Below are 285 nucleotides of genomic sequence, written 5' to 3' on the forward strand. Positions count from 1 at the left end.
CGCGCCGCAAGCCAATCTGTACCTGCCGGCCGGCAGCGGCGGCGTCGATGCCTGCACCTACGACTACATGGGCGACACCGAGCTGTATCCCAAGTCGACCAAGCAGAACCTGCTCAGCCGTGGCGTGATCAAGCTCGGCGCCGACACCCAGGCCTACGCCGAAGTGGCGCTGAGCCGCTCGCGCACCAACTACGTCGGCTCGTCGGCGCGCGTGATCGGCTACATCGATTACCGCAAGCTCCCGGCCCTGGCCAATAGCGGCCTGGCCCAGCTCGATGCCGCCAG

Annotated in this window: 1 pseudogene; it reads left to right on the forward strand. The window is 67.7% G+C overall.

Annotation, left to right across the window (positions count from 1 at the left end):
* Positions 1-285, forward strand: a pseudogene (locus tag F1735_RS34830) (TonB-dependent receptor); the annotation flags it as partial.

The organism is Massilia genomosp. 1 (assembly GCF_011682185.1).
Classification (GTDB): Bacteria; Pseudomonadota; Gammaproteobacteria; order Burkholderiales; family Burkholderiaceae_D; genus Telluria_A; species Telluria_A rubra.